This window comes from Salinivibrio sp. AR640 (assembly GCF_001995405.1).
Classification (GTDB): domain Bacteria; phylum Pseudomonadota; class Gammaproteobacteria; order Enterobacterales; family Vibrionaceae; genus Salinivibrio; species Salinivibrio costicola.
The window spans coordinates 1-26,045 of the sequence record NZ_MUFD01000010.1 but is presented as its reverse complement, the minus strand read 5'-3'; the positions used below and the strand labels follow the sequence as shown (position 1 = coordinate 26,045).

The 26,045-nt window shown below is 48.4% G+C and carries 23 protein-coding genes and 1 tRNA gene; 7 read left to right on the top strand and 17 right to left on the bottom strand.

What is annotated here, in order from left to right; translation table 11 throughout:
- Window positions 1-166 precede the first annotated feature (166 nt).
- Together BZG75_RS07010 and BZG75_RS07005 are read right to left on the bottom strand one after the other, a co-directional pair.
- Entirely contained in the window at window positions 167-601 is a 435-nt protein-coding gene (locus BZG75_RS07010) for an LPP20 family lipoprotein (protein ID WP_021023027.1), read from the bottom strand.
- Window positions 602-626: 25 nt separating this feature from the next.
- A complete protein-coding gene (locus tag BZG75_RS07005; protein WP_077460288.1) occupies window positions 627-1,262 on the bottom strand; it encodes a FlgO family outer membrane protein in 636 nt (211 codons plus the stop codon).
- Between the two features lie 211 nt (window positions 1,263-1,473).
- Between BZG75_RS07005 and BZG75_RS07000 the strand changes: the two genes are divergently transcribed.
- Window positions 1,474-2,607 (top strand): flagella assembly protein FlgT, encoded by a 1,134-nt coding sequence (locus tag BZG75_RS07000; RefSeq protein ID WP_077576569.1) that lies wholly within the window; start codon window positions 1,474-1,476, stop codon window positions 2,605-2,607.
- Between the two features lie 50 nt (window positions 2,608-2,657).
- A tRNA-Arg gene (locus BZG75_RS06995) sits at window positions 2,658-2,733 on the top strand.
- Window positions 2,734-2,767: 34 nt separating this feature from the next.
- Here BZG75_RS06995 and BZG75_RS06990 read toward each other — a convergent pair.
- From BZG75_RS06990 to glyA, 9 genes are all read right to left on the bottom strand, one after another.
- Window positions 2,768-3,262, bottom strand: coding sequence for a phosphatidylglycerophosphatase A (locus BZG75_RS06990; RefSeq protein WP_077576568.1), 495 nt, complete (start codon window positions 3,260-3,262; stop codon window positions 2,768-2,770).
- Window positions 3,249-4,238 carry a thiamine-phosphate kinase gene (gene thiL / locus BZG75_RS06985; RefSeq protein ID WP_021023023.1) on the bottom strand — a complete coding sequence of 330 codons (990 nt, stop codon included), beginning with the start codon at window positions 4,236-4,238 and terminating at the stop codon, window positions 3,249-3,251. The genes BZG75_RS06990 and thiL overlap by 14 nt, the downstream gene beginning before the upstream one ends.
- 62 nt (window positions 4,239-4,300) lie before the next feature.
- A complete protein-coding gene (gene nusB / locus BZG75_RS06980) occupies window positions 4,301-4,765 on the bottom strand; it encodes a transcription antitermination factor NusB (RefSeq protein ID WP_021023022.1) in 465 nt (154 codons plus the stop codon).
- Window positions 4,765-5,235 (bottom strand): 6,7-dimethyl-8-ribityllumazine synthase, encoded by a 471-nt coding sequence (gene ribH / locus BZG75_RS06975; protein ID WP_021023021.1) that lies wholly within the window; start codon window positions 5,233-5,235, stop codon window positions 4,765-4,767. The genes nusB and ribH overlap by 1 nt, the downstream gene beginning before the upstream one ends.
- Before the next feature lie 122 nt (window positions 5,236-5,357).
- Entirely contained in the window at window positions 5,358-6,467 is a 1,110-nt protein-coding gene (gene ribBA / locus BZG75_RS06970) for a bifunctional 3,4-dihydroxy-2-butanone-4-phosphate synthase/GTP cyclohydrolase II (protein WP_077460285.1), read from the bottom strand.
- 10 nt (window positions 6,468-6,477) lie between these two features.
- Window positions 6,478-7,140 carry a riboflavin synthase gene (locus BZG75_RS06965; protein ID WP_077576567.1) on the bottom strand — a complete coding sequence of 221 codons (663 nt, stop codon included), beginning with the start codon at window positions 7,138-7,140 and terminating at the stop codon, window positions 6,478-6,480.
- Window positions 7,141-7,144: 4 nt separating this feature from the next.
- Complete coding sequence (ribD, locus tag BZG75_RS06960) at window positions 7,145-8,275, bottom strand: bifunctional diaminohydroxyphosphoribosylaminopyrimidine deaminase/5-amino-6-(5-phosphoribosylamino)uracil reductase RibD (protein ID WP_077576566.1); 1,131 nt, start codon at window positions 8,273-8,275, stop codon at window positions 7,145-7,147.
- Window positions 8,272-8,721, bottom strand: coding sequence for a transcriptional regulator NrdR (nrdR, locus tag BZG75_RS06955; protein ID WP_021023017.1), 450 nt, complete (start codon window positions 8,719-8,721; stop codon window positions 8,272-8,274). Before nrdR ends, ribD begins: the two co-directional genes overlap by 4 nt.
- A 172-nt stretch (window positions 8,722-8,893) precedes the next feature.
- The gene (glyA, locus tag BZG75_RS06950; RefSeq protein ID WP_077460282.1) at window positions 8,894-10,144 is read right to left on the bottom strand and encodes a serine hydroxymethyltransferase; all 1,251 of its coding nucleotides are present in this window, start codon (window positions 10,142-10,144) and stop codon (window positions 8,894-8,896) included.
- A gap of 552 nt (window positions 10,145-10,696) precedes the next feature.
- Between glyA and BZG75_RS06945 the strand changes: the two genes are divergently transcribed.
- Window positions 10,697-11,314: a YitT family protein gene (locus tag BZG75_RS06945; RefSeq protein ID WP_077576565.1), complete on the top strand. Its 618-nt coding sequence runs from the start codon at window positions 10,697-10,699 to the stop codon at window positions 11,312-11,314.
- Between the two features lie 123 nt (window positions 11,315-11,437).
- Here the strand turns inward: BZG75_RS06945 and glnB are convergent, their stop codons facing one another.
- Together glnB and purL are read right to left on the bottom strand one after the other, a co-directional pair.
- Window positions 11,438-11,776, bottom strand: coding sequence for a nitrogen regulatory protein P-II (glnB, locus tag BZG75_RS06940; protein ID WP_021023014.1), 339 nt, complete (start codon window positions 11,774-11,776; stop codon window positions 11,438-11,440).
- Window positions 11,777-11,923: 147 nt separating this feature from the next.
- Window positions 11,924-15,814 (bottom strand): phosphoribosylformylglycinamidine synthase, encoded by a 3,891-nt coding sequence (purL, locus tag BZG75_RS06935; protein ID WP_077576564.1) that lies wholly within the window; start codon window positions 15,812-15,814, stop codon window positions 11,924-11,926.
- 339 nt (window positions 15,815-16,153) lie between these two features.
- On the opposite strand from purL, the gene mltF reads away from it, so the two are divergent.
- Together mltF and BZG75_RS15395 are read left to right on the top strand one after the other, a co-directional pair.
- A complete protein-coding gene (gene mltF / locus BZG75_RS06930; RefSeq protein ID WP_077576563.1) occupies window positions 16,154-17,662 on the top strand; it encodes a membrane-bound lytic murein transglycosylase MltF in 1,509 nt (502 codons plus the stop codon).
- Window positions 17,663-17,669: 7 nt separating this feature from the next.
- On the top strand, window positions 17,670-17,831 hold the full coding sequence (locus BZG75_RS15395; RefSeq protein WP_021023011.1) for a hypothetical protein: 162 nt from the start codon (window positions 17,670-17,672) through the stop codon (window positions 17,829-17,831).
- Here the strand turns inward: BZG75_RS15395 and tadA are convergent.
- Window positions 17,828-18,373, bottom strand: coding sequence for a tRNA adenosine(34) deaminase TadA (tadA, locus tag BZG75_RS06925; RefSeq protein ID WP_077576562.1), 546 nt, complete (start codon window positions 18,371-18,373; stop codon window positions 17,828-17,830). The genes BZG75_RS15395 and tadA overlap by 4 nt on opposite strands.
- 118 nt (window positions 18,374-18,491) lie before the next feature.
- Window positions 18,492-20,006 carry an AbgT family transporter gene (locus tag BZG75_RS06920; RefSeq protein WP_242413587.1) on the bottom strand — a complete coding sequence of 505 codons (1,515 nt, stop codon included), beginning with the start codon at window positions 20,004-20,006 and terminating at the stop codon, window positions 18,492-18,494.
- Window positions 20,007-20,412: 406 nt separating this feature from the next.
- On the opposite strand from BZG75_RS06920, the gene BZG75_RS06915 reads away from it, so the two are divergent.
- Together BZG75_RS06915 and BZG75_RS06910 are read left to right on the top strand one after the other, a co-directional pair.
- Window positions 20,413-20,691, top strand: coding sequence for a type II toxin-antitoxin system RelE/ParE family toxin (locus BZG75_RS06915; RefSeq protein ID WP_077576560.1), 279 nt, complete (start codon window positions 20,413-20,415; stop codon window positions 20,689-20,691).
- A gap of 18 nt (window positions 20,692-20,709) precedes the next feature.
- A complete protein-coding gene (locus BZG75_RS06910; protein WP_242413586.1) occupies window positions 20,710-20,988 on the top strand; it encodes a HigA family addiction module antitoxin in 279 nt (92 codons plus the stop codon).
- Between the two features lie 65 nt (window positions 20,989-21,053).
- Here BZG75_RS06910 and BZG75_RS06905 read toward each other — a convergent pair whose 3' ends face one another.
- A complete protein-coding gene (locus BZG75_RS06905; RefSeq protein ID WP_077576558.1) occupies window positions 21,054-21,239 on the bottom strand; it encodes a hypothetical protein in 186 nt (61 codons plus the stop codon).
- Between the two features lie 626 nt (window positions 21,240-21,865).
- Entirely contained in the window at window positions 21,866-25,993 is a 4,128-nt protein-coding gene (gene avs2 / locus BZG75_RS06900) for an AVAST type 2 anti-phage system protein Avs2 (RefSeq protein ID WP_206779524.1), read from the bottom strand.
- Window positions 25,994-26,045: the final 52 nt, after the last annotated feature.

The window sequence follows — 26,045 nt, the reverse complement described above, 5'->3', positions numbered from 1 at the left end:
GTCAAATATTTGCCATCTATTAAAGATTCAACCGTCTCAACGCGAAAAACAGATTAAGCAACGGTCGTTTTTAATCACAATCAATCAGCCAACTAAAAAAGCGAGCACTTGGCCCGCCTTATTGTCGTGGTTCACGCACATATTATTGAAAAATCAGACAACGCCATTAGAAGATAATAGAGTTGTTGGTTGGTACCTGCTGTGACTCACCATAGCGTTTCATTTTTTGCATTGTATCTAGGTTCAGTTCGAGCTCTGTGACGTAACTATCACCAACTTTGTAACTCGCCACCACTTCGGCGCCGCGAATAATGCCATCGACGGCGCCTTGTGTGCTGTCACGACCTAAACTCTGATCGTTAACGCTCGCACGGCTGCTTATCCGCAATCCATAAACTTGCTCGCTCAACTCTTTGTAGGCGTCCACTTTAGACGCGCGCATCGCCCGTGTTTCTTTGTCTTCTTGGGTCGCACCTTGTTGGGCGCTGATCGAGGCCATGCCAACCGCCGAAATAATGCTTTCTTCTTTCATTCTGGTAAGAGGCTGACATGCAGAGAGCATCAATAATGCGGCGAAAAGTAATCCATGTCTTTTAAACATTTATCTACCTTACTCTTTTCCTGTGCTAAGGCTTTAGTACGACGGTTTCACGTTTCATGCGGTTTTGATCGTCGCGAATGATCACACCATCACGTTTACGCACCTTGTACAAGCTATCGATATCACGGCCAATCCGGTCCGCGGGTAAAAACCCTTGCGCTGAGGCGACAACCACACGCGACTCCATACCGATGACACGCGCATTGACGAGCACCCCACCGCCTTGACGCAGCATGGTGCCTGTTAATACATAGTCGATTTGCTGCTCAGGATCGAGCTCCTTCCAATCACGGCTGATGGTGAAATCACCTTCTTCTGTGACCCGAATAGCGCCCGTTGACTTAAAGTCTACCACCGTAAAACCACGTCTTTGCATCTGGTAAATCAACCCTTCGGTGACAGTGTTTCCTAACCAGTTTGTTTCGCCCATATTTTGCAGATCGACAAACGAAGTCACGGCCAGCGGTGTGCGTGCCGTCAAATAAGCGTTGGTCGCTAAAAGTTCATCCGCCATGCTATTTAAAAAATAGTCGAGTGTGTGGCGTGGCCGCTGCTTAAGAAAAAACTCACTGCCTGAATACGGCTCTTTACCGTTATAAATAGGCGTATAAGCACAGCCCGTTACCAATAGCGCTACTATCGCCACTATCCACTTTTTCATCGTATCATGCTCCGCGCTCAGTCATCGATGTGAGACAAGTGTGTTATCTAGTGTATCGGTCAATGTCGTCAAACCTTTACCCTAGATTGCTCATTCTCATTTAGGAACACAACTTGCATCAGCGTCTTTGCGTCATCTTATTGGTAGGCCGTTACCCTACGCGTTAATGAAGTTAAAGCAATTTCCGTACCCACTAAGTGAGATCTTGACTATGAAAACCCTTTTGGCGCGGCTAACACTGGTTGTTAGCTTTGTTGTCACTCCGTTCACGCACGCTGCCTGGTATGAGGTATCCGCCAGTTCCCCGATACTCGAAAGCCAGCAAGCGGCGCGCGTGCGCGCACTCGAAGCGGCAACTTTTGACGCCATTCGCTTTGCGGGTGCCGATGTGGGGAGCCTTCAGCAGCTCAAACGTTTTTATACACAAGTAAAACCTGACTATCTATTTAGCGGTAACGCGGTGCGCGAGGTACAAGTGCTGGAGGAAGGCACGCAAGGTGGCAATTATGTGGTTAACCTGCGGCTAGATATCTACCCCTCGGCAAACGCTTGCCACAAAACCCAGTATAAAAAAGGCATAGTGTTAACCCGTTTCCCCATTATGTCGCCACAGCAGGCAGCGTTAGGTGGGATCTATCAATTCGGTGATGACTTTTCAGTTCTGTTGAGCCGTGAAGTTAAACAGCATGCACAAAGTTTTGTGGGACGCGGGATCGCCAATGTTGATGTATCACCCAATATGCCAAACGCGATTACCATGCTGGCGGAAGATAAAGACGCGCAGTTTGTTGTGACAGGTGCGATCACCGACTTATCTGCCACCACGGATGATAGTGGCTTCGGCAAAGCTAAAAATAATCGACAATTAGCGGTCAATGTACAAGCGATGGACAGTGAGAGCGGGGAAGTGATCTTCCAACGCCGCTATCGTGATATCGCGCAATGGCCGTTTGAGCGACACAGCCAAGTCGATACGCAAACGGCACGCTTTTGGCAGTCTCCTTATGGGCAAATGGCACGCCGAATGAGTCGAAATATATTGTTAGATTTAGAGTCGTCACTGTCCTGTCGCGCCAGTAAGCCAGAAATCGTTGCACTCAAAGACAATATTGCTCAAATCAATGTCGGGCGTATCAATGGAGTTAAACAAGGTGATCAATTGAACCTATGGCATGTCGCTTCTTTCACTGATGATTTAGGGATTGTACGCACCCAGCGCCGCAAAAGCGGTATCACCCTGACCGTGGCTCGCGTGTATGAGAGTAGTGCAGAAGCTGTGATTCAGCCTCAAACCTTAACCGGCAGCATTCAAATTGGCGATATAGTGACCAAAGGGCTTAACTAAATGAAAACAGGCGCTTAAATCGCGCCTGTTTTTACGTATAATGGCCGCACGCTCTCATAGCTCAACAGGATAGAGCAGTCGCCTCCTAAGCGATCGATCGGGGTTCGAGTCCCTGTGGGAGCGCCATCCTTAATGCATGATTAATGCTGAATGAGTCATGCTAAAAAAGCGTAGGCATGTAGGTCGTTAAGAGCCACAAGCTTAGCATCGCCATCACTCCGGCGAGAATATCATCCACCATGATGCCGATACCACCATGAACATGTTTATCTAACCAGCTGATTGGCCAAGGCTTTGCCATATCGAAAAGGCGGAATAAAATAAAGCCAGCCAATACCGTTTTCCAATCTGTTGTGGGGACAAGCGCCATCGTCAACCAGAAGCCGATAAACTCATCCCAAACAATCGCACCATGATCATGGACTTGCATGTCTTTAGACGCACGCCCACAGATCGCAATCCCTGCGATGCCGCCAACAATAATGGCGATCCAAAGCCCAACAACCCCACCAAAAGTGACCAGCGCCCAATAAAACGGAATCGCAACTAACGTACCGACTGTGCCGGGCATTATCGGCGATAAGCCACCGCCAAACCCGAGCGCCAATAAGTGGATAGGATTAGACAACGATAAACGGTGTTTAGGATCCGTCACAATTTGACTCCTTAAAATGATCCCAACCTGTCAGCGTCCAATCAAGTGGCTGACCTTGTGAAACTAACTCAAGCGCACGGTGGCCATTAATTTGGCCAATACGCTGCACCTTAGTGCCACTGTGTTTTAATGCTGTATCAAGTGTGCCACGATGCATTTCTGGGACAGTAAAGCAAAGTTCATATTCCTCGCCACTCGTCAGGGCCATTTTTTGTGCGGCTGTTTCGCTATCAACCTCTGCGAGTAAACGTTCAGAAATCGGTAGCCGTGTGACCTCAATTTGCGCCCCGACATCACTGGCTTGGAGAATATGGGTTAAATCTGCATACAAACCATCAGAGATATCGATAGCAGCCGAAGCAATGCCCCGCAGTGCCTGCCCGGCAGCTACGCGCGGTTGAGCGCGATAATGATGGTTAATCAAGCGATTAGCACGCGCCTCATCAACGATGGGTTTGCCAAGCACATAAGCAAGCCCTGCCTGGCTTTCACCTAGCGATCCCGTTACATAGATCCAGTCGCCAGGTTTGGCGCCTGAACGCGTCAGTGCCTGCCCTTTAGGCACATGGCCATGCAACGTCATGGTAATGCTTCTTGGACCTCGCGTGGTATCGCCCCCGATTAACTGAACCTGAAAGTGTTCAGCCAAAGCAGAAAATCCCTGACAAAAACCGGCCACCCAGGCTTCATCAGAATCGGGCAAGGTTAGAGCGAGCGAGCACCAAGCTGGCATCGCACCCATTGCGGCAAGATCACTTAAGTTAGAGGCTAAGGCTTTGTGAGCAACGTCGGATGCCTTGGCGGAAGGAAGAAAATGCGTGCCCTCGACTAACGTATCTGTGGTGACCACGAGTTGGCAGCCGTCTGGCACCTCAGTGATCGCACAATCATCGCCAATGCCTAGGGCGACATCTCGACGGTTAACCGGTTGACGTGCGAAATAATCGCGAATCAAATCAAATTCGTTGCGCGTCATAAAAACTATTTATCGGATTAGATCAATAAAAAGGCCAGCATGGCTGGCCTAGTAAGGAGGGATTAACGTAACCGAGGATACGCTTTATCCAAGACACCATTAACGAATTTATGGCTGTCTTCCGCACCAAAGCGTTTAGCCAACTCAATGGCTTCATTGATGACCACTTTATAAGGGACATCATCGCATTTGATCAGCTCATACATCGCAAGGCGCAATAAGGCGTGCTCCATGTCGTCAAGATCCTGTAATGGACGAGACAAATACGGACGCATCTTACTATCAAGTTCTTGATGGCTGAGCGCAACACCACTGAACAGCGTACGAAAATACGCAACATCTGTTTCAGGATCGCGAAGAAGTGGCTCTGTTTTCTGGTGCTCATCTTCTTCTTCGTATTTATCTGCGGCCAAAAACTGCGCTTCAATATCAGCGACATTCCCTTTTGCGATTTGCCATGTGTAAATGGCTTGCAATGCAAATTGGCGAGCATTACGCCGTGCGGCTGGTTTCACTTTAACCCCCATTAGGATTCAATCTGGGACAGAACATTCACCATTTCAAGCGCGCTCAGTGCAGCCTCTGCCCCTTTATTACCAGCCTTGGTACCTGCGCGTTCGATCGCTTGCTCAATGGTGTCTACCGTCAGCACACCAAAAGCAACTGGGGTTTCATACTCCAGAGCTACTTGTGCCAACCCTTTGTTACATTCTCCGGCAACATAGTCAAAATGCGGTGTGCCGCCGCGGATCACTGAGCCTAGCGCGACAATCGCATCATAACGACCGCTTTTCGCCAACTTTTGGGTCACCACAGGCAACTCGTAAGCACCGGGACAACGGACCACGGTAATATTATCGTCGTTGACTTGGCCTTGGCGCTTCAGTGCGTCAACCGCACCATCTAGCAAACTCTCATTAATAAAGCTATTAAAGCGAGAGATAACAATAGCAACCTGCGCATTGGGCGCGGCAAATGCACCTTCGATTACGTTCATGAGCCTTCCTGTGACTTGCTTTCCGGAATGAGAAACCGCGCGATTCTAGCATACTTTTTACCATTGACACCATGCTCAGTGTCTTGGGAAAAGCGCCCGAGCCTCGTCGCTTCTCTCAGTATTTATTCGGTCACGTATTCAACCACGTTCAGGCCAAAGCCTGACAGGGCGTGATAACGCTTTGTCGATGAAGAGAGCAAACGCATTTGTTTCACGCCCAGATCGGCTAATATTTGTGATCCAATTCCGACTCGGCGTGACGTGCCCTGCCATTTGGCACCTGCTGGTTTCTCACCTTTATCTTGCGCTTCAAACGCTTTGACTTTACTGATAATGGAATCGGGCGTCTCTTCTTTCCCCAAAATAACCAACACGCCGCCTTCTTCACTGATGCGCTTCATCGCACGAGTCAGCCCCCAGCTGCGCTCAGCAGTACGATCGGAGCGAAGTAAATCGGTAAACGTATCTTGCAGATGAACCCTTACCAATGTCGGATCGGTGCTAATCTCGCCTTTACGCATCGCGTAATGAATTTGGTTATCAATGGTATCCCGGTAGGTCACCAGATCAAACTCACCAAATTCGGTCGGCAGAGTACAGGCAGCAACACGCTCGATGGTCGTTTCGTTTAAATTACGATACTCAATCAGATCGGCAATGGTGCCAAGTTTAATACCATGCTTGTCACAAAACACTTCTAAGTCAGGACGACGCGCCATGGTGCCGTCTTCATTTAAGATCTCAACAATCACCGAGGAAGGGTTAAAACCGCCTAGGCGCGCCAGATCACAGCCCGCTTCTGTATGACCTGCGCGAGTCAGTACACCGCCCTCTTGCGCCATGAGCGGAAAAACATGCCCAGGCTGTACTAAGTCGGCGGCTTTGGCATCTGACGCCACCGCCGCTTGCACGGTGCGCGCGCGGTCGGCCGCCGAAATGCCAGTGGTCACGCCTTCGGCCGCTTCAATCGAGACAGTAAAGGCGGTGGAAAACTGCGCATTGTTATCTGACACCATCAAGGGCAATCCAAGTTGCAGACAGCGCTGTTGAGTCAGCGTTAAACAAATCAAACCACGCCCGTGGGTCGCCATAAAATTGATCGCTTCTGGCGTAATGGCTTCTGCTGCAATGATCAAGTCGCCTTCATTTTCGCGATCTTCGTCATCCATCAATACCACCATCTTACCTTGGCGGATATCATCAATGATTTCTTGGGCGCTACTAATTGCCATCTTGGATTCCTTATTTCAAAAAACCGGAACGGGCGAGCGTTTCAAGACTCACGCCCGTTGATTGTGTCGGTTCAGCCGCTTTGTCTCCGAGCATCACTCGCTCAAGGTAACGGGCGATGACATCGACTTCAATGTTCACCTTACGCCCCGGAGCAAAGTGCTGAATTGTCGTTTGTTCAGCCGTATGCGGTACGATAGTGAGCTTAAACGCACTGCCATTGACGTCGTTCACCGTCAGGCTAATCCCATCCACCGTAATCGATCCTTTCAACGCCACATACTTGGCAAGTTCAGGCGGTAATGCAATCCAGTACTCCCATGCACGTCCCGTTTGACTCACTGACGTCACTTCCCCTAGGCCATCCACATGCCCAGAGACCATGTGTCCGCCAAAACGCGTAGTCGGCAACATCGCCTTTTCCAGGTTGACGTTATCACCAACAGACAAGATCCCGAGTGATGAACGCGCCAGCGTTTCTGACGACACATCGGCGCTATAACCGGTTGCGGTCAATGCAACCACGGTTAAACACACCCCATTGGTGGCGATGCTGTCGCCCAGTTTGACATCCGAGAGGTCGAGGGCACCACTCTCTATGGTGAGGGTCATGTCTTGGCCACGGCGAGTCAGCTTTTGAATTCGGCCCACCGCTTCGATAATTCCAGTAAACATCGTATTAATACTCTTGCGTGATGACCGCATGCTCCGAGAGCGTTGCGATTAGGCGAACATCGTCACCGATAGGCGTCACTTGATTAAAATGAAAACGCGGTACGTCATCCATACGTTGCAACCCGTCTAAAGCAATCAGCGGGCGGCTATCTGCCCCCAGCAATACCGGCGCTTGATAAACAATCAGCTCATCCACTAACGACTCAGTTAATAACTGATTCGCCAGCCTCGCGCCTGCTTCTACCCAAACCTTATCGATATCATGTTGTGCCAATGCGTGAAGGATAGCGCTGAGCGAAGCGTCGGGCATGACCCATTCGTGGACGTTATCCGGCCATATCTGACTACTTGGCATATCGACAATTCGGATCACCTCGCCCTCAAGCTGATAGACGGTCGCTTCAGGTGACGTTTTATTATGTTTATCCAAGATCACGCGCGTCGGCTGGCGCAGTACTGATTGCGGGTAATGGTCGAGGATCTCAGTTGCAAGCTGGCTACGACGTATATTTAGGCTGGGGTTATCGGCTAATACCGTGGCGCTGGTCGATAAAATAGCGCTCGCTTGGGCGCGAAATATCTGCACATCGGCGCGCGCTGGTTCACCCGTGATCCATTTACTTTGACCATTTGCCAAGGCGGTGCGCCCATCAAGACTGCCCGCCAGTTTGAGCTGAACATAGGGCATCTGGGTTTGCATACGTTTAATAAAACCAGGATTCAGCGCTTTGGCCTGCTCAGCCATCACACCGACCACGACCTCAACACCGGCTTGTTGTAACCGCGCGAGACCGCGCCCTGCCACTTTAGGATTAGGGTCTTGCATCGCACAAACAACACGCGTGACCTTGGCGGCAACCAGCGCGTCACAACACGGCGGCGTGCGACCATAGTGAGAGCAAGGCTCTAAAGTGACATAAGCCGTCGCGCCCACCGCGCGCTCCCCCGCTGCTTTTAAGGCGTGAACTTCGGCGTGTGGACCACCTGGAGCAATGTGAAACCCCTCACCCACAATGTCATCACCGTGAGCAATCACACAGCCGACATTGGGGTTAGGGGTGGTGGTAAAGCGACCTTGGGCCGCAAGCGCTAATGCGCGCGCCATCATCGTTTGATCTTGGTGGCTAGTTGTCATTTTTGTAACCGTGCAATCTCTTCACCAAATTCGCGAATATCTTCAAAGCTATGGTAAACAGAGGCAAAACGGATATAAGCCACCTTATCAAGCTCCTTCAGTGCTTCCATGACCAAGTTGCCAACCATGGCTGATCCTATTTCTCGCTCACCCGTCGCTCGCAAACGCGACTTAATGCTATTTATCGACTTTTCGATATCATCCGTACTGACAGGACGCTTCTCCAACGCACGTTGAATACCGCCCCGCAATTTATCTTCGTCAAAGGGCTCTCGATTACCGTTGGTTTTGATCACCCGTGGCATGACTAATTCCGCTGTTTCAAACGTCGTATATCGCTCAGCGCACGCCAAACATTGGCGACGACGGCGAACTTGATGGCCATCAGCCACGAGTCGAGAATCGATCACTTTGGTGTCGGTAGCACCACAGAATGGACAGTGCATGCGCGTCGTCTCCTCAATATTGTCCTGCTAGTGTAACCGATTTGCGAGGATGAAAAAGCCTCTCTAAGGAGACGGAGTACGGGTTTTGTGTCTCAACTAGACTTCGTTCTCAGATAAATATAAAAAAGGCGCCCATAGGCGCCCATCTTTTTAGATAATCTGTATTGCTTTATTAAGCATATACCGGCAAACGACGGCAGATGGCTTGGACCTTCTCTTTGGTCTCTGCAATCACTTGCTCATTGTTGATGTTATCAAGCACATCACACATCCAATGCGCGAGTTGTTCGGCGTCTTGCTCGGTAAAGCCACGACGTGTAATCGCTGGCGTCCCCACACGAATACCGGAGGTGACAAACGGACTACGTGGATCGTTCGGTACACTGTTTTTGTTTACTGTGATGTTAGCGGCACCTAACGCGGCATCGGCTTCTTTCCCAGTAATGTCTTTATCAATTAAATCAACCAACAACAAGTGGTTGTCAGTGGAATCCGATACGATTTTATAACCGCGAGCTTGAAACCCTTTCACCATCGCACGTGCGTTATCAATCACGCGCGCTTGATAGGCTTTGAACTCTGGCTCCATCGCCTCTTTAAACGCGACGGCTTTACCCGCAATCACGTGCATCAATGGGCCGCCTTGGCCGCCAGGGAACACCGCAGAGTTGAGCTTTTTATAAATATCTTCACCGGCATTTGATAAGATCAAACCACCACGCGGACCTGCAAGGGTTTTGTGCGTCGTCGTCGTGACCACATGTGCGTAAGGCAGTGGATCGGGATAAACACCAGCGGCAATTAAGCCAGCCACGTGTGCCATATCCACCAAGAACCAAGCTCCGACTTTATCTGCAATCTCACGCATGCGTTTCCAATCAACCACTTGTGAGTATGCAGAAAACCCGCCAATGATCATTTTTGGCTTATGCTCGAGTGCAAGCTGCTCCATTTGCTCGTAATCGATTTTACCGGCTTCATCGATACCGTAAGGGATCACATGATAATGCTTGCCGGAAAAGTTAACTGGCGAACCATGGGTTAAGTGACCACCATGCGCCAAGCTCATACCCAGTACCGTATCACCTGGGTTTAGTAGCGCCATGTAGACCGCGCTATTCGCCTGTGAGCCAGAGTGCGGCTGAACATTGGCATACTCACAGCCAAAGAGTTGACAGGCACGCTCAATCGCCAAGGCTTCGGCTTTATCCACGTATTCACAGCCGCCGTAATACCGTTTACCTGGGTAGCCTTCCGCGTATTTATTGGTCAGTTGAGAGCCTTGCGCTTCCATCACGCGCGGGCTGGTGTAGTTTTCTGACGCAATCAGCTCAATGTGTTCTTCTTGACGCGTACTTTCTTCTTCCATCGCCGCAAACAGCGCTGGGTCATAATCCGCGATATTCATGTCACGCTTTAGCATTGGTCTCTCCTGACTTAACATTGGCGGGCAATCACCCATAAAGCGAACGCTAGGATCCGATAGGCCACCTAGCAACAATTAGTCTCGGTGTGATGTTTTAGATCACGCCCTGGCTTAATCGCTTTCACCTTCGAATCAAAGCAATTAAGCCAAGGCAACATCAAACGTTTGACTCACTTACGCAAACGTTTTCGTTACCGCCATGACTGCGTTTGCTATTCTACAAAAATTCCCTTCAATCAGGTAGCCTGGGGGATGATTTTTTTATTCAAAACTCGGCTATTTTGGCTTGTATCGCGGCGCAGCAGCACGCTATCCACTGTAAACACTTTACAGCGGAGTATCATAATAGTGACAATCAAGACGCAGGTTATTTACGTTGTCGACTGTTTCCCAAGCCTCATTGGCGATAGAATGCGCGCCCGCACCCGCAGGCACTCGTCGCCAGTGCCCATTAACCTTTTTTAACCGCCAGCCTATTGGGTTTTGGCGGGGCTTTTGTTGCTAACACGTTTTTGTTTTTATCACGCTAATTAAGTAGGGAGAAGCCGTGTGAGCCAGTATCAACACAGCTTTAAAGAAGACATTATTGCTATCGCCTCGGGCGCGTTTTTAGTCGCCCAGGGGGTATTTTTCTTGCAACAGGCCGGACTCTTAACCGGGGGTACCACCGGCCTGGCGTTATTAGTCAGCCAATTTACCGACCTATCGTTCGGTACTTTGTATTTTCTTTGCAATTGCCCGTTTTATGTAATGGCTTGGTTCCGTATGAGTCCGCGATTTGCATTACGCAGTTTACTTGCCGGTGGCGCCGTATCGGTGATGGCTGATCATATTGCCTACTTTTTCCAAATCACTTGGCTGGCCCCCGCCTACTGTGCAGTGATTGGTGGACTATTGATGGGCGTCGGTATGTTGATGATTTTCCGCCATAATGCCAGCTTAGGCGGTTTTAACGTACTGGTGCTCTATTGTCAGGACAAGTTTGGGATCTCGGCAGGAAAGCTACAAATGGGCATCGACTGCACCATTCTCGCGTTATCTTTCTTCCTTATCGATCTGAACCTGCTGATGTGGTCTGTGGCCGGTGCGATTGTACTCAATTTAGTGTTAGCGATGAACCACAAACCGGGACGCTATCAAGCGCATCCGGCCAATCCTGGCGCGTAGACAGTATCTACACCGAGCATACGCTATCTACACCGTGAATACAGTATCTACACCGTAAATACAATAAAGCCAAGCATTACGCTTGGCTTTTTATTGCTTACCGTATTGGTCTAACCCGTGAAATTAAATCGCTTCTTCGTCTTCTTCGCCGGTACGGATACGCACCACACGCTCAACGTCAAAGACAAAGATTTTACCATCACCAATTTTACCGGTTTGCGCGGTCTCAATAATGGTATCGACACATTGCTCAGCAACATCGTTAGACACCACTACCTCCAATTTCACCTTGGGCAGAAAGTCCACCATGTATTCGGCGCCACGATATAGTTCAGTGTGGCCTTTTTGACGACCAAAACCCTTTACCTCTGAGACAGTCATCCCTGTAATCCCGACGTCTGCCAGCGCTTCGCGTACGTCATCGAGTTTGAATGGCTTGATGATGGCTTCAATTTTTTTCATTCCGTTATCCTTCTCGTTGGCCGCAGCCGGTCCTGATGGATCAGTTGTTTAGTTGAAATTGTATCGCAGCCGGATAAAAAATCATCCATCGATTCTCGCATATCACCAAAAAGCCGCCAAAGTGTGGCGGCTTTATTGGTACGGTGCTTACCCTAGAGTAACCCGCGCGTTGCGGAACATCCGCATCCACGCACTGTCTTCGCCCCAATCATCGGGGTGCCAAGAGTTGGCGACAGTACGGAATACCCGCTCAGGGTGCGGCATCATAATGGTCACACGGCCCGACTCGGTAGTCAGCGCGGTAATGCCATTTGGTGAGCCATTCGGGTTGGCAGGATACGCTTGTGTTGGCTGGCCGTGATTATCGGTGTAACGCAGCGCTATCGTGCCTGACGCCTCAATCGCCGCCAAGTGCTCAGCATCGCGCACTTCTACCCGTCCTTCACCATGCGATACCGCAATGGGCATCCGTGACCCTGCCATCCCGGCAAAAAAGGCGGATGGGCTTGATTGCACTTCCACCATGCTAAAGCGGGCTTCAAAGCGCTCGGACTCATTGCGAACAAATCGTGGCCAGTGTGCAGCCCCTGGGATCAGTTCATGCAGGTTCGATAGCATCTGGCAGCCATTACACACCCCAAGTGCTAGCGTGTCTTCACGGCCAAAGAAGGCACTAAATTGGTCGCGCGCACGGCTATTAAACAGAATGGATTTCGCCCAACCTTCACCAGCGCCTAACACGTCACCGTAAGAGAAACCGCCACAGGCCACCAGCCCTTGGAAACCGTCCAAACTAACGCGTCCTGAGAGAATGTCACTCATATGAACGTCCACGGCGTTAAATCCAGCGCGATCGAAGGCGGCGGCCATTTCCACATGCGAGTTCACGCCTTGCTCACGCAAAATAGCCATGGTCGGTTGTTGACCGGTCGCGATATATGGCGCAGCAACATCTTCGTGCACATCAAAGCTCAGACTAGCGTGTAAACCGGGATCGGCCGCCTGCTTGGCGTCAAACTCTTGACGAGCGCAGTCCGGATTATCGCGACGCGCTTGCATTTGATAGGTGGTTTCAGCCCAAATCTGACGCAGGTGCTGGCGACTGGCTTGATAGATAGGCGCCTCACCGTGACGCACGATAATCTCATCGCTATCACTTAGGCCGCCAATCAGGTGACTGCATGCGGTTAATTGATGTTCATCCAACACCGCATTAACACGCTCGAGATCTTGCGTCGCCACTTGGATCACCGCGCCCAGCTCTTCGTTAAACAACACCGACAAGGCATCGTCGCCTAAACGGGCGATGTCCACGTCAATACCGGTGTGACCGGCAAAGGCCATTTCAGCCAAGGTAACGAATAGTCCGCCATCGGCTCGGTCGTGATACGCCAGCAGTTTTTGCTCTGCCACCAAGGTTTGCATCGCATTGAAAAAGCCTTTTAGGCGGGCGCTGCTGGTGACATCGGCAGGCTTATCGCCCAATTGATGATACACCTGAGCCAACGCGGTTGCGCCCAGACGCTGCACGCCTTCACCAAGATCAATCGCAATCAGGTGGCTGTCACCTTTATCGCTACGCAATTGTGGGGTCACGGTACGACGCACATCTTCCACGCGGCCAAAGGCGGTGATGATCAGCGACATCGGTGCCGTCACCGTTTTGTTTTCACCGTCTTGCTGCCACTGGGTTTTCATCGACATCGAATCTTTACCCACCGGAATGGTCAGTGATAGCTCAGGACACAGCTCCTCACCCACCGCTTTAACCGCTTCGTACAAGCCAGCATCTTCGCCCGGGTGACCCGCCGCGGACATCCAGTTGGCAGACAGTTTAATGTTGGTCAGACTGCCAATATCGGCACAGGCGATATTGGTCAACGCTTCACCCACTGCCATACGGGCAGAAGCAGCAAAGTCGAGCAAGGCAGCTGGGGTACGCTCACCCATCGCCATCGCCTCGCCGTGATAACTGTCATAGCTGGCCGCCGTGACCGCACAGTTAGCGACGGGTACCTGCCAAGGGCCGACCATTTGGTCACGCGCAACCAATCCGGTCACCGAGCGGTCGCCGATGGTGATCAAGAAGGTTTTCTCCGCCACTGCTGGCAAGCGTAAAACACGCTCGCAGGCTTGTGCCAGTTCAATGCCTTGGGTGTTTAGCGCGGTACCTGTCACTTGTTGGCGTGTAACGTCACGGTGCATTTTGGGCGCTTTACCCAGCAGAATATCCATCGGCATATCGATAGGGCTATTACCGAAGTGGCTGTCTTCAAGCGACAGGTGACGCGCGTCGGTGGCATCACCAATGACTGCGTACGGGGCGCGTTCACGCTCGCACAAGGCTTCGAAAAGCGCCAGGTTTTCGGGTTTGACCGCCAAGACGTAACGCTCTTGTGACTCGTTACACCAAATGGCGAGCGGGCTCATTCCCGGCTCATCATTCGGAATATCACGTAAGTTAAAACACCCGCCGCGGCCGCCATCATCAACCAGTTCTGGCATCGCATTTGAAAGGCCACCCGCGCCCACATCGTGGATAAAGGCAATTGGGTTGTCTTCGCCAAGCTGCCAGCAGCGATCGATCACCTCTTGGCAACGGCGTTCCATTTCTGGATTCTCACGTTGTACCGAAGCAAAGTCCAAGTCTTCCGCCGACTGGCCGGATGCCATCGACGATGCTGCTCCGCCACCAAGGCCGATGTTCATCGCCGGGCCACCTAACACAATCAGTTTGGCCCCCACGTCAATCTCACTTTTTTGCACATGGCCGTCGCGGATGTTGCCCATTCCGCCTGCGAGCATGATCGGCTTGTGATAGCCGCGCACTTCCTCACCGGCATGCGAGGTCACTGATTGCTCATAGGTACGGAAGTAGCCCAGCAAGTTAGGACGGCCAAATTCGTTATTAAACGCCGCGCCGCCTAGCGGGCCTTCCAGCATAATTTCGAGCGCAGTGGCAATGCGCTCAGGCTTGCCATAGTCTCGCTCCCACGGCTGAATAAAGCCCGGGATTTTCAGATTAGAGACGGAAAAACCGACCAACCCTGCTTTGGGTTTACCGCCGACACCGGTCGCACCCTCGTCACGAATCTCACCGCCAGAGCCGGTCGCGGCCCCTGGCCACGGTGAAATCGCGGTGGGGTGGTTGTGGGTTTCCACCTTCATCAAAATATGGGCCGGTTCATGGTGATACTGATAGCTGTGGCTCTCAGGCGTCGGGAAAAAGCGCCCAACGTTTGAGCCCGTCATTACGGCTGCGTTGTCTTTATACGCCGACAGCACGTTATCTGGGGTTTGCTCATAGGTGTTTTTGATCATCTTAAACAGCGATTTGGGCTGCTTTTCACCATCAATGGTCCAATCGGCGTTAAAGATTTTGTGGCGACAATGCTCTGAGTTGGCTTGCGCAAACATCATCAGTTCGATGTCGTTGGGGTTACGCCCCAGCTGGGTAAAGTTCTCAACCAAATAGTCAATTTCGTCTTCTGCCAGAGCCAATCCTAAGGCTTGGTTCGCCTCAGTTAAAGCGGCTCGACCACCCAAGAGAATGTCCACGCTGTGCATCGGCGCAGGTTCCGCTTGCTCGAACAGCACCGCGGCGGCCTCAAGCTCGCTAAATACCGTTTCCATCATCCGATCGTGCAACAATCCGATTAAGGTTGCGTGTTGCTCATCAGTTAATGGCGCAGAGAGTTGAATATAGTACGCGGTACCACGCTCTAAGCGTTTCACCGCGTCCAAGCCACAGTTATGGGTAATATCGGTTGCTTTGGATGACCACGGCGACAAGGTGCCGGGACGAGGCGTAACGAGAAACAGCGTCCCTTCAGGTGCGTGCGGCGGTAAAGTGGGTCCGTAAGTCAGCAGCTTTTCGAGCTTCTCGCGACTCGCGCTATCCAAAGGGTGATGCAAATCAGCAAAATGAATAAACTCAGCATACAGTGCCGTGACCGGTAACTGATGCGCTTGGCAGCTGGCCAGTAGTTTATTGACACGAAACTCAGACAGTGCGGGGGAACCACGCAATATATCCATGTGCGTACGTCTCTCGTTAGCGGTAAATGAAAGGGTATACCCAAATTGACGCATCCTGGCACGATAACTTGGGTATCACCACGCTCTTAACCGCAGTGGTTTGAACACGCAAAAATGCGTTTTCGCTGGCCTTTTAAGCAGACGGCGGCCATTATAGGGCAAAATCCTTAGCGACAACACACCTGACGCAACCGTTTGCGCAAAAAATTTTCCCTCTATCCGTATCCAACCTATTCACGTAGAATGTGGCGTCTATCGATCATCGCTAGCACTACCACGCTAGCCAGCAACTGCGAGCGACAGCCTTTGATACAGCGTGACTTTTCTCTGAAATCATGGATGACTAGCCTTGTCGTGCTGGTAGTTAGCCTGGTATTAACGGGGTGTGATTGGCACTTCGACGATCGCACCGTACTGGAAAAAATCCGCGACCGCGGCGTGCTAAGAGTCGGAACGCTCAATAACGAACTTTCTTATTACATTGGTCCTGATGGCCCAACCGGGCTGGATTACGAACTTGCATCACGTTTTGCTGACAAGCTTGGCGTAAAGCTGGAAATGGTGCCGACCTATACGTTATCCGGCCTCTTTCCTGCATTAGAACGCGGTGATGTCGATTTAATTGCTGCAGGACTCACCATTACCGACCAACGCTTGGCCCAATTTCGCCCCGGCCCCGCCTACTATTTTGTCAGCCAACAAGTGGTGTATAAAAAGGGACATTGGCGCCCTCGCGATGTTGGCGATTTTAACCGCGAGAACGCGGTAATGGCGGTAGTGGAAGGTTCTAGCCACGACCTCACTCTGCAAGCGCTAAAACAAGACCACCCCGATCTCAGCTGGAAAGTGGTGCAAGACGCCGACGATGATGAGCTGCTTAAACAAGTCGCAGACGGTGAGATTGACTTTACCATTGCCGATTCCGTCGATATTGCCTTGATGCAACGCACCCACCCAGATATTGCCGTCGCCATGGCCCTCAGTGAGGACGAGCCTGTCGCCTGGTTTATGAAAAAACAAGGCGACAGCAGCGCCTATGCCCTGATGGTGAATTTTTTTGGTGAGCTGAACCAAACCGGTGAATTGGCAATTTTAGAAGAAAAGTATTTTGGCCACGTGAATCAATTTGATTACGTTGATACCCGCGCATTTTTGCGCGCCATAGAAAGCAAACTACCCAAGTGGGAGCCCCTTTTCAAAAAGCATGCGAACGATTTTGATTGGCGCCTGCTTGCCGCCTTGTCGTATCAAGAATCACACTGGAACCCACGCGCCATATCTCCCACAGGGGTACGTGGGATGATGATGCTGACGTTACCGACCGCTAAATCCGTCGGCGTGCGCAACCGTCTGGATCCAGAACAAAGCATCAAAGGCGGCTCACTCTACCTGCAGCGTATGCTCGACCGGATTCCCGACAGTGTTAACCCACACGAGCGGATTTGGTTTGCTTTCGCCTCTTATAACATTGGCTTTGGTCATATGATGGATGCGCGGCGACTCACTGAAGCGCAAGGCGCCAATCCTAACTCGTGGAGTGATGTGAAACAGCGCCTTCCCTTGCTCGCTAAGCGCCAATATTACACGCAAACACGATACGGCTATGCACGTGGCTATGAAGCGCTAAGCTATGTTGAGAATATTCGCCGTTATTATCAGAGTATTCTAGGCTATGAAAAAGCACATATAGAGTCGCTGGACAGTCAGCAAGTCGAATCGCTCGGTGGGCTGCAAACCATCATTGCGCCCGAGCCATCCCCCGAGCAAGTTGCTGAACCAGCGCCGGATACTACGCCAGAAGGCTCTGAACAAAACCCAATATCGCAATCAGAAAAGCAACCGCAATGAGGATCCTATGGTGCCAAAAAAACGGCTGGTGAAACAAAGCTTTCGTAAAAACAATATTTCATCGGCTAACCGTCGCAAGCGCATGCGCCAAAATATGCACAAGAAAGTACTATGGCGCCAACGCGCGTTTGCGATTCGTGAGTTTGCCGCGTTTGATGAGGCGTTTTAAAACGCTTGGTCTGAATCAGACGACACAATAGAGGCCTCACCACGGGCTGCTTTTTTTGCAGCCTTTTTTTCAGCACGACGACGGCGGAAAAACGCTTGCAGTTGCGCTCGGCACTCAGCCTCTAATACCCCACCCTCGCTTTGCACATGGTGATTGACCTCTTCATAACTGAGTAGGTTCATCACCGAGCCAGCCGCGCCGGTTTTGGGATCCGGCGCGCCAAAATACACCTTTCTGACACGGCCATGCACCATCGCAGCCGCACACATCGGGCACGGTTCGAGTGTCACATAAAGATCCGCGTCTAATAGGCGATAATTACCCAGCACTTGGCCGGCTTGGCGTAAGGCCATCACTTCGGCATGGGCAGTGGCATCATGCTGGGTAATGGTTCGGTTCCACCCCGTGCCCACAACTTCACCTTGATACACCACCACGGCGCCGACAGGCACTTCACCTTCTTGCTCAGCATTGTCGGCCAGTGTGATCGCCTGGCGCATATAAACGTCGTGAATCGTATCCGACGTTTGTGGCTCGTTCATTCCAACCTCGATTTATTGGCTATGTCATTCATCGCTAGTATACGACACAAATAAGCCGGCTCGAAGGCCGGCTTGTGTCTGCAACGTCATGATAGACGATACGCGCTCTATGTGACCGTTATTGCACCAGGTACTGATAGCTTGCTTGAATACCCAGTGGCAATCCGAATGCCCAGTACGCTAGCAAGAACAAGGTCCAGCCCACCAGCATGGTCAATGAATAAGGGATCATCATTGACGCTACCGTGCCAATGCCTGTTGCTTTTACATAGCGCTGGCAATACACCACAACAAGTGGGAAGAACACCATTAATGGCGAGATAATGTTCGACACGGAATCCCCGACACGATAAGCCGCTTGTGACAATTCAGGGGAAATACCGACAACCATCAGCATTGGCACCAAAATCGGTCCAATCAGACCCCATTTCGCTGACGCAGAACCGATTAACAGGTTCACGAGTGCGGTGAGCAAAATCATCCCCACAATCGTCATCTCACCTGGCAGGTTCATTGACTGCAATAGCTCCGCGCCATTCAGCGCTAACAAGGTACCAATATTTGATTGGGTGAATGCCGCCAAGAACTGGGCACAGAAAAACGCCATCACCATGTAGGCGCCCATGGTCGCCATGGTGTCAGACATGGATTTAATCACATCTTGGCTGGTTTTAAAGGTGCCTGCGGTTTTGCCATACACAATGCCTGGAATAATAAACAGCACAAAAATGAGCGGCACGATCGATTGCATAATCGGTGCATCAAAGGCGGTAAGCTCGCCCGCCGGTGACCGAAGCGGCGAGGTTTCCGGCCATGAGGCCGCCACCAGCGCGGCAATCCCGGCCAGCATCGCCAATCCGGCACGGTTAAAGGCTTTACCTTCAATGGTGGTGAATGAGCCCAGATCAGGCGCCTCTTCGGCATCCTCATCAATCGGTGTGCGATTTAAGCGTGGCTCGACAATTTTCTCAGTCACAAACCAGCCCAGCGCCACGATTAAAATCGACGACAGGCCCGTAAAGTAGATGTTAGCGAGGGGATTAACTTGGTAGCTGTCATCCAACACGTGTGCGGCCGACTCGGTAAAGCCTGCCAGCAAAGGATCAATGCCAGACGGAATAAAGTTCGCGGAGAAGCCTCCCGACACCCCAGCAAAAGCGGCGGCAATCCCCGCTAGCGGATGACGCCCCGCCGCGTGGAAGATAATCCCGCCGAGTGGGATCACCAGTACATAGCCTGCATCCGCCGCCGTGTGTGACACGATCGCCACCAAAATCAGCATGGGTGTGAGTGCTTGCTTCGGCGTCACACTCAGCATTTTCTTCAAACCGGTGGTGATAAAGCCTGACTGATCAGCCACACCTACACCAAGCATCGCCACCAAAACAATCCCCAGCGGCGCAAATCCAGTAAAGGTGTCAACCATATTGGCTAAAAAGTGAGCTAGCGCATCGCCGGTGAGCAGGTTTTTGACTTGGACGGTGTCCCCGGTCAAAGGGTGAACAGAGTTAAATTCTATCTGAGAAAGGATGGCGGAAAGTACCCAAACGGTAATCAACCCCCAAAAAAACAACAAGGCGGGATCTGGGATCCGGTTACCCGCACGCTCTATCATATTTAAAAACCGATCCATGCCGCGCGGTCGGCCTGTATCGGTTGCTGGGTTAATGTGTTGACTCACTGGGAACTCCATTATTTTCGATGTTGTGTTTTGGCTTACCTGATCCAGCAGGCTTTAATGACATTGAAATGACAAACCTTCGCCAGTAAAGCAAAAATCAGCATAGTTAGCCATAAGTAAGCCAGTTAACCCAATGTTAAATTGTTTTGTAATTAGAAAAGCAGCACAAAAAACTGATGCTTACAGAGTGCGTTGAAACATTTAGAAACAAAAAAGTCATATTCAATACCAAGAAAAATACCATGTTCGGAATTTTTATAAATTTCGCATGAAAACACAGTGTCATCCTGCAGAGGTAGGAACCCATTATGACAGCGCTCAGTTGTAAACCGTAGCGTTACGAGATACACTAAAACCCATGATCACAGGATTTCAACATAAAGGGCTGGAAGCCTTTTACAGGACTGGGACGACCCGAGGCATTCAGGCGGCACATGCGGCCAAACTAAGTCGTATTCTGGCGTTACTGGACGTTGCCGCTGGGCCAGACGACCTCAACATTCCTTCGTTCAGATTACACCAGTTGAAAGGTGAGCTGAACGGATACTGGTCAATTCGGGTAAACGGCAACTGGCGTGTGACCTTTCGGTTCATTGGCGTGGATGTCGAATTGGTCAATTACGTCGATTGTCACTAGGGAGAATAAACCATGATGATGAACCCTCCGCACCCTGGCGAATTGCTGCGCGAAGACGTTATTGCTGAGCTGGGCCTGTCTGTGAAGGAAACAGCCGAGCGACTGGGCATGTCCCGCGTAGCTCTGTCTCGTGTACTGAACGGCCGAGCCGCGATCAGCCCTGACCTTGCGCTTCGTCTGGAAATGGCAGGAGTGAGCACGGCCCGAGCCTGGCTCGCCATGCAGGTGAACTATGATCTGGCCCAAGCTAGGAAGCACCCGCAACCACCGATCAAGGCGTTACAAATAGCCAAGTAGCTGGTTGATACCTTAACTCAGCGTGATAAAGAAACCGTCTCACTTGAGGCGGTTTTTAGTGTTCGCTAGTTAGGAATGCCACCTTTCTCGATACCATCATTGATACCATACACAGAATTTTTTTGATTTTTCGCGACTCGTCGACGTTTTAGTTCGGCTTTGGCCCAAGCTGAGGATTCTTGCATATCGCGACGAAGCGCTTGTATCTCTTCAACACTAAGCCGTCGTGGACCCGAGGTAATTCTATCCATCTTGTGCCTTCAACTTGTCGCAGTACATTTTAAAACGCATCAAAAAATGCGTTACCAGCAAGAAATATTGGGGATATTTTTAGATTGTTTTTCATACACATCTTGAAAGCCATCCACACTGCCCAAAGATTATACAACGAGGAATAACCTCGTTAAATAAAAGGATAAAATCATGGGTTTGAAACCAGGGCCAAAACCAATAGCCAAGTCGACCGGCAAGCCAGATCAACGTCGACGTGATAACAAAAAAACGCCAGGCAACACTCCGGGCTTAAAGCCAAGCAAATCCTCGACCAAGTAACGCTACCTCAATATCGAGTCAGTGTAAGTGGTACTGACTCTCGTTGCTAAAACCCAAAACACGCTTTTGCCCCGTTTATAGTTTAGCTACATTTTAAACTGATAAATCTAGCTACTAGCTTTCGATACATTACCTAATTCTATGGCGTTATCGACCTGTACTCACAAACAGCCGTATTCTCACCATAAACGGTGTTTATACAAAGTGCTTTATACTTGCATTGTTATGCACATCTACTGGGTGTAAGATCACGCAAATGGGCTTAAAGAACAGAGTTGGTAGCGCAGACAGATTTCTATTTACGCTACCGTTTCATGCAAAGAAACTATCGAGTTGAATATATCTTGCTCGTTCCGTTCAGTTCACCATTGTCCAAATAAAATGATCCACTAAATTCTATACGACCATAGCGGTGGTTTGAGTCTATGGAGCCACCGATAACACCTTTTTCACCTAAAAGTGTCCACACTATATCTAAGTTATTCTCATTCAACATTCTTAAAAATGGATCTTTCTTGATAAGTAAATATGTTTTAGAGTCAGTCAAAGCCTCAGTTGCGAAACAAACAATATCCCCCTCTTTATCCTCGTAACTGCCCTCGGTTTCACTACTGCTCAACCCCATTTTCTCAAAGATTAATGAACTAGGCTTAAGAAAGCTCAAAGTGTCAGCTTTGGATTTATCGAATTCTTCTCCCCATAAGTAATTGAGCGAAGTGACACTAACATCAGCTATCTTAGTCCCAGAATCTTGATCTCTTACCTCTGTCCAATCTGAACCGCTATAGTAGTCTGATTTAAAAGACTGAAATGCTTCAGACCAATAGAACTCTCTATCAAATAATTCGTACCTATCGCTTCCTTCTGGCATCCACCTGCCCATAAAATGCTGGTTTTCTGCCCAAGCTTTAAAAGTGTCAGATTCATCCGATTTGACTAAATACCCTCTGACTTGACACCAAACTTCCTTCCGAGAATTTCCCCAATCTTCATTACCGATAATTTTGGGTTCTTTCCATGATGGATAGCTTTCTAATACCAACCACTCAGTGCCATTGCTGTCATTTACCTCAATCAAGTCATACGGATTATTTATCGTAGACGGATTACTAATCCACTCTTCATTAGTGCAATCCCAATCAAATACTTCTTTATTAGCCCACCACATTTCTTTATGGCTTAGCCTTTTTGTTCCTGTATTCTTGAGTAAAATAGTAGGGTCTATATCTCTTATATATGGATCCCAAGGCCCTTGATAAGGACTTTCTTTACGTCCTTTTCCATATCCTTCAAAACGAATAAAGTTATCAGAAAGCAGTGCCATGAATTCATAGTAGGATATCCATTGATATTTTTTTCCGATCCGCTCTTGAAATGAATCTCTACGTCCTCGACCTGTACCTATTTGCTTATCAAAGTCTCCATGCTTTTCTGGAGTCCATCCAAGCTCTATAACACGCTTGAAAATAAGGCGCTCGGCAATTCTCAGGTCAAAGTGCTTGTCAGTTTCGAGAATATTATTATTGTGATCTAAATACGGTTCTATATCTCTTTCAAACTCGGTCAATAAGTCTTCCGACAATGATTTCTTGAACAAAACCTTGCTAGCAAATATTTCTTCCTCACTCTTTCGACCTACTACGTTCCCCAATTTAATAGTATTTTCCCCGAACGACATTTCTTCATCGTTATCATTGTAAAGAAGAGGGTTTGTGGAGTCATACAGTTTTTTCTGTTCATCAGTTAATTTAGTTTGGAAATTTTCAAAAACCTGCTTACGTTCAGTTGGGGTTTCACCAAATTTACATCCAGACCAATCTGATTGGTTACTATTCGTTCCAATTATATACCTAGAAAAATCGCCACCACCCATTATCGAATACCAAAGAGACCAGTATTTACTCTTATCATAAAGCAATTTTAACTCTGCTTCAGTTGGTATATTTTCTGGCCATTTACTTTTGTATGGAGGCTTAGTTTTTGATAGGTTGATACCTTTTGGTAACAATCCAAGATATGATACGAATTCGATAATCTCCCTGCCGTAGTCTCGTAATAGAATATTGGGATATACATATTCAGTATGAAACACTTTATCAAAAACTGTTTCAGCCAAATTGGCTAGCTCTTCGTGATTCTTTGTTCGTAATGTACAGCCTAGTGCTACTGCAAATACTCTTTCCCAAACATACGGGTCGTCTATCCCCTCGAATTTGTTTATTATCCTAATAAGTATAGGAACTCTATCTTCTAATAAATTGACTAAAGCTTTAGTAGAACAATCTCTCAGTTCCCTATTACTTGAAGTCAAGAACCAGCATAGAGTAGTTGCGACTAGTTCTATTGAATCGTCAGATATATAGCTTTTATCAGTGTCACTCCAAGCCCAGTCAATAAGTTGCCTGAATGTAGAATCTTCATCATGCTTGTACTTCAACTCTGTCGTCCAGAAAGCATCCCGATCAGGTAAAGGATGCTTTGATAGCCATTCATGTAAAAAAGTAGCATTCATGGGATGCCCCTCAACACCAGAAATGGAAATCAGCTTTTCCAAAAAATGGTCAAAAGTATTTCGATAACGGAGAACTTTCTCGTTTATAAAATCTCTTAGTTTTTCGAAGTCTATTGCGGTGACATATCTCCAAACCAAGCTATCAATAAAAGCATCCACTAAATTATGATTTTCGCTGAACTCGGGAAGTAGTTCGTAAAGCTCTTTTCCATACTTTTCTGGTAATTGAATAGAAAGAGCTTCAACAATTCCTTGGTTGCGATAAAAGTCATATTCATCGTTGAAGTAACTTTTAAGACGGCCTCCATTTTTAAACTCATTTTCAATTTGTTCAACACCATCTAGTAAGAACTTAACTGTTAAATGATCGTCAAATCTTTCAAAAGATATATAAACAACTTCTTCAATTGAGTTGTCTTCATTGCGAACAATGCCTTTAGTCAGCAATCCTTCATCTATCAATGCACTAAGAAAAGTTTTATCGCTGACATAGTCTTGAACGACAGATTGGACAACTGAGTGAGCATCTTTAAAAGAAATATTATTGCCATCATTAGCGAGTTTAACCTTGATTAGCTCATTAAGAGCATCATTAACTAATGGAAAGCTAGGGTCGTATTTGTATTTTTTTGGAGAAGCTAATGATGTGTTTACGCCTTCAACAAAAAAACTTAAGATTTTAGAGATTCCATTAAACCCTACAGGAACTTTAGTTAAACCACTTTTTTTAATTCCTTCACACAACAACTTAATAAATAGAGGGTTTTTAAACTCTGGATTTAAATTAGGCGATGACGGTCTTTCTATATTGTAGTGGTCATAAAATAAGTTGACGGCTTCCATCTCCACATTATTAAACCCTACGTGTTTATGAGTCTCGAAATTATTACGAGATACCTGTTCATTTGATATTGTAATGCCTTTATACGTTGTTCTGACTGACATTATTAAGCCAAGCCACTCAAAACCTTTTATTTCATCAACAAAACTATTAATATTGTCTGACCAAAACTTGTTACCATTTCCCTCATTGATGGCATCAATACATATCAGAAACCTTTTGCCCCTTTTTTGCCCATATAAGTTTAGCTTTTCAAGAAACTCTGTTGATGTGGTATTTAGTTGTAGTCTTTTAAGAATCTGTATCCAAGGGGACTCATCAGTGGCAAGTTGCTGCCCCAATAAAAATAGGGATGGATATCCTGCTGCAATTCTTGATTCAATGACATCTGCCAGTAAGTGAGACTTACCAATTCCTGCTTCGCCTTCAAGGAGCAGAAAAGGATTGTTAGATAATTTTACTGTTACAGACTTGAGGAATGCACATAAAGTTTCGCACTCATAATCAAACTCCCTTAACTCTCTCAAAATAAGAGAGTTCCTATCACTAAAGCTTGCTTCCTTACCATCCTTCTTTGACTCTTCTCTGAGTTTCCATAGAACCGATTCCGACTCGGAAATAGAATTTTGGCAATTGGAAATATATTCACAAAATTTATCAACTGGAACCTGGCTCAAGTTAGAAAAATCGATTTCTAGGTACAACGTTGTGATATCAGTTAAGGATTTAGCGATCAAGTTTAATTCTTCAGATATTTCATCACAATTTCGGAGCTTCTTCCCTTTAATTAGAAAACTATCGATATGCTTGTAAAATATATCAAAAAAGTTTTGAGTCCTTCCAAGCCCTTCAAATACCTTTGAAATTTCAAGCTTTACGTTTAGTTCAGACGTGTAACGCCCCCCCAAATCAGCTATAGCTTCTCTATTCTTCCTATTTAACCAGTCATCGTTCAAGTGAAAGGTTATCTTCTCATCTAGTGATTGCAACAACAGTTTAACCTGAACAATTTCATCACTGATATAGAATATCTTTTCTTTATAATTATCTTCAATGTGGAGTTTTTTTAAGGTTTTGCAGCTATTTATTTTTAGCGACAAAATTCCATAAAATTTTTCAAGTTGATCTTGAGTTGGAGGGACGACGTTGGGG

What these genes read in the sequence shown, in the direction of transcription:
- nrdR (WP_021023017.1), bottom strand. Translation starts at nt 8,721, where the DNA reads ATGCACTGTCCATTCTGTGGTGCTACCGACACCAAAGTGATCGATTCT.
- BZG75_RS07000 (WP_077576569.1), top strand. Translation starts at nt 1,474, where the DNA reads ATGAAAACCCTTTTGGCGCGGCTAACACTGGTTGTTAGCTTTGTTGTC.
- thiL (WP_021023023.1), bottom strand. Translation starts at nt 4,238, where the DNA reads ATGACGCGCAACGAATTTGATTTGATTCGCGATTATTTCGCACGTCAA.
- BZG75_RS07005 (WP_077460288.1), bottom strand. Translation starts at nt 1,262, where the DNA reads ATGAAAAAGTGGATAGTGGCGATAGTAGCGCTATTGGTAACGGGCTGT.
- ribBA (WP_077460285.1), bottom strand. Translation starts at nt 6,467, where the DNA reads ATGGCAATTAGTAGCGCCCAAGAAATCATTGATGATATCCGCCAAGGT.
- BZG75_RS06915 (WP_077576560.1), top strand. Translation starts at nt 20,413, where the DNA reads ATGATCACAGGATTTCAACATAAAGGGCTGGAAGCCTTTTACAGGACT.
- tadA (WP_077576562.1), bottom strand. Translation starts at nt 18,373, where the DNA reads ATGAACGAGCCACAAACGTCGGATACGATTCACGACGTTTATATGCGC.
- mltF (WP_077576563.1), top strand. Translation starts at nt 16,154, where the DNA reads ATGACTAGCCTTGTCGTGCTGGTAGTTAGCCTGGTATTAACGGGGTGT.
- BZG75_RS06965 (WP_077576567.1), bottom strand. Translation starts at nt 7,140, where the DNA reads ATGTTTACTGGAATTATCGAAGCGGTGGGCCGAATTCAAAAGCTGACT.
- BZG75_RS06910 (WP_242413586.1), top strand. Translation starts at nt 20,710, where the DNA reads ATGAACCCTCCGCACCCTGGCGAATTGCTGCGCGAAGACGTTATTGCT.
- BZG75_RS15395 (WP_021023011.1), top strand. Translation starts at nt 17,670, where the DNA reads ATGGTGCCAAAAAAACGGCTGGTGAAACAAAGCTTTCGTAAAAACAAT.
- ribD (WP_077576566.1), bottom strand. Translation starts at nt 8,275, where the DNA reads ATGACAACTAGCCACCAAGATCAAACGATGATGGCGCGCGCATTAGCG.
- glnB (WP_021023014.1), bottom strand. Translation starts at nt 11,776, where the DNA reads ATGAAAAAAATTGAAGCCATCATCAAGCCATTCAAACTCGATGACGTA.
- BZG75_RS07010 (WP_021023027.1), bottom strand. Translation starts at nt 601, where the DNA reads ATGTTTAAAAGACATGGATTACTTTTCGCCGCATTATTGATGCTCTCT.
- BZG75_RS06920 (WP_242413587.1), bottom strand. Translation starts at nt 20,006, where the DNA reads ATGGATCGGTTTTTAAATATGATAGAGCGTGCGGGTAACCGGATCCCA.
- ribH (WP_021023021.1), bottom strand. Translation starts at nt 5,235, where the DNA reads ATGAACGTAATCGAAGGTGCATTTGCCGCGCCCAATGCGCAGGTTGCT.
- glyA (WP_077460282.1), bottom strand. Translation starts at nt 10,144, where the DNA reads ATGCTAAAGCGTGACATGAATATCGCGGATTATGACCCAGCGCTGTTT.
- nusB (WP_021023022.1), bottom strand. Translation starts at nt 4,765, where the DNA reads ATGGGGGTTAAAGTGAAACCAGCCGCACGGCGTAATGCTCGCCAATTT.
- BZG75_RS06905 (WP_077576558.1), bottom strand. Translation starts at nt 21,239, where the DNA reads ATGGATAGAATTACCTCGGGTCCACGACGGCTTAGTGTTGAAGAGATA.
- purL (WP_077576564.1), bottom strand. Translation starts at nt 15,814, where the DNA reads ATGGATATATTGCGTGGTTCCCCCGCACTGTCTGAGTTTCGTGTCAAT.